This window comes from Mesorhizobium sp. M6A.T.Cr.TU.017.01.1.1 (assembly GCF_004023115.1).
Taxonomy (GTDB): domain Bacteria; phylum Pseudomonadota; class Alphaproteobacteria; order Rhizobiales; family Rhizobiaceae; genus Mesorhizobium; species Mesorhizobium mediterraneum.
Window position 1 is genome coordinate 1 of sequence record NZ_RZTA01000248.1, and the last position, 1,641, is coordinate 1,641.

Here is a 1,641-nt window from a genome sequence, read left to right on the forward strand (position 1 = left end):
AGAGCGCACCGATCCGGTGCCTTCGGACAGGGATTTTCCAGCGGCGGACGAAAAGGGCGACGTCTTTAGAAGCGATGTCTTTTCCAACGAGGAGGAACCGGCGGCGGACACCTTTCCGCGTCTGCGTCCTGCCGAGCGCAAGCGCAGCTATGGCGGGCTGATCGCTGCTGTCGTCGCTCTGCTCGTCGTTGCCGGCGGCGGCTACGGCATCTGGCTGAACAAGGACGCGTTCAGCAATATGCTGGGTCTCAACAGCACCGAGGTCGCAACGATCGAACCGTTGGTCAAGCCTGCTCCGGCCGAGCCGGCTACCGATGCCGCGGCAAGGCCTCCGGCCGCAGCGGCTCCAACGGATGCCGAGGGCGCAAAGTTCACCCAGCGCCTGACGCCCGAGGGCGGTGAGGTCGATCCCGGCCCCGCCGCTTCAGGACAAAGCGGCATCGGAGAGGGCGAATCCGTCGCAGCACTGACCACGCCGCCTCCGGCCGCACCTGCGCCCGCAGCGCCGGGCGGCGATGCGCCAGCCACGAATGCGCCCGCCACGCCAGGTGCAGCCCCTGCGACACCGCCTGCCGTCGGAACAGCGCCGGCGCCGCCGGCCGATAGCGCAGCCGCTCCGGCGGCGCCGAACCCGAGTGCCACACCGGCCGCGCCGACAGCCGCGCCTGCGGAAACCGCGCTGGCGGTCGGCCAGAAGGCGATCTTCTACGAGGAGCGCACCAGCACCGCCCAGGGCTCAGCCGAGCCCGGCAGCATCGTCTGGTCGCTGGTGCAGGAATCGCCCGGCGGCAATCCGCCGCCCGAGCCGGCAATCCGCGCCGAGGCGAGCATTCCGGGCAAGGACGTGCAGTTGCGCATGACCATCCGCCGCAACACCGACCAAACGCTGCCGGCCAGCCATATCATCGAAATGATTTTCCTGACGCCCGACGGTTTCGACGGCGGCGGCGTCGACAATATCCTGCGCGTCGCCATGAAGGGCTCTGAACAGGATGCCGGCAGTCCGCTGATCGGCATCCCGGCCAAAATCGCCGACGGCTTCTTCCTAGTCGCTCTCAACGACACCAAGGCGGACGAAGACGCCAATCTGACCCTGCTCCGGGGCCAGAACTGGATCGACGTGCCGGTCGTCTACAAGACCGGACGGCGGGCGCTGCTCACCATGGAAAAGGGTATTCCCGGCGAGAAGGTGTTCGATGAGGCGCTGAAGGCCTGGCAGACAAAGACGGCGGGCTGAGCGGCCTCACCAGCCTAACGCTCCCCTTTGGCTCAGAAGCCCTGGAACAGCATGTCGAGTGCTGCCACGATGTCGTCGTGGTGCCTGGTGATATTCAGTCGACTTTCACCCAATTCCTTGGCCGGAACCGTGGCGATCAGATGGGTCGCCATTATCAATTTTCGTCCATTGATCTCGAGGATGGGGTGGAGCTTTCGCATCGGCGGCGGCGTCATTGCTATCGGCAGAAGCGGGATCACCACCCGTGTTTTAAAATCGTCGAGCAGGTCGGATTGAACGTCTAGCAAATAGCTGCCTTCGACCCGGCCCGCGAAGACATCATAGCGTGCCATCAGAACTGCCGATGTTCTTCCAGCGGAATACCGTGCTTTTCGACGTATTCGTTCCACGCCTCGATCGTGGCT

Annotated in this window: 3 protein-coding genes; 1 reads left to right on the forward strand and 2 read right to left on the reverse strand. The window is 65.0% G+C overall.

Annotated elements, in window-relative coordinates; all coding sequences use genetic code 11:
- The coding region (locus EOB36_RS35615) for a hypothetical protein (protein WP_128286585.1) at positions 1-1,237 on the forward strand (1,237 nt) is incomplete at its 5' end.
- 32 nt (positions 1,238-1,269) lie between these two features.
- Here EOB36_RS35615 and EOB36_RS33735 read toward each other — a convergent pair.
- Positions 1,270-1,569: a CcdB family protein gene (locus EOB36_RS33735; protein WP_127288394.1), complete on the reverse strand. Its 300-nt coding sequence runs from the start codon at positions 1,567-1,569 to the stop codon at positions 1,270-1,272.
- On the reverse strand, positions 1,569-1,634 hold the full coding sequence (locus EOB36_RS33740; protein WP_245467974.1) for a type II toxin-antitoxin system CcdA family antitoxin: 66 nt from the start codon (positions 1,632-1,634) through the stop codon (positions 1,569-1,571). The genes EOB36_RS33735 and EOB36_RS33740 overlap by 1 nt, the downstream gene beginning before the upstream one ends.
- Positions 1,635-1,641 lie beyond the last annotated feature (7 nt).

What these genes read in the sequence shown, in the direction of transcription:
- EOB36_RS33735 (WP_127288394.1), bottom strand. Translation starts at nt 1,569, where the DNA reads ATGGCACGCTATGATGTCTTCGCGGGCCGGGTCGAAGGCAGCTATTTG.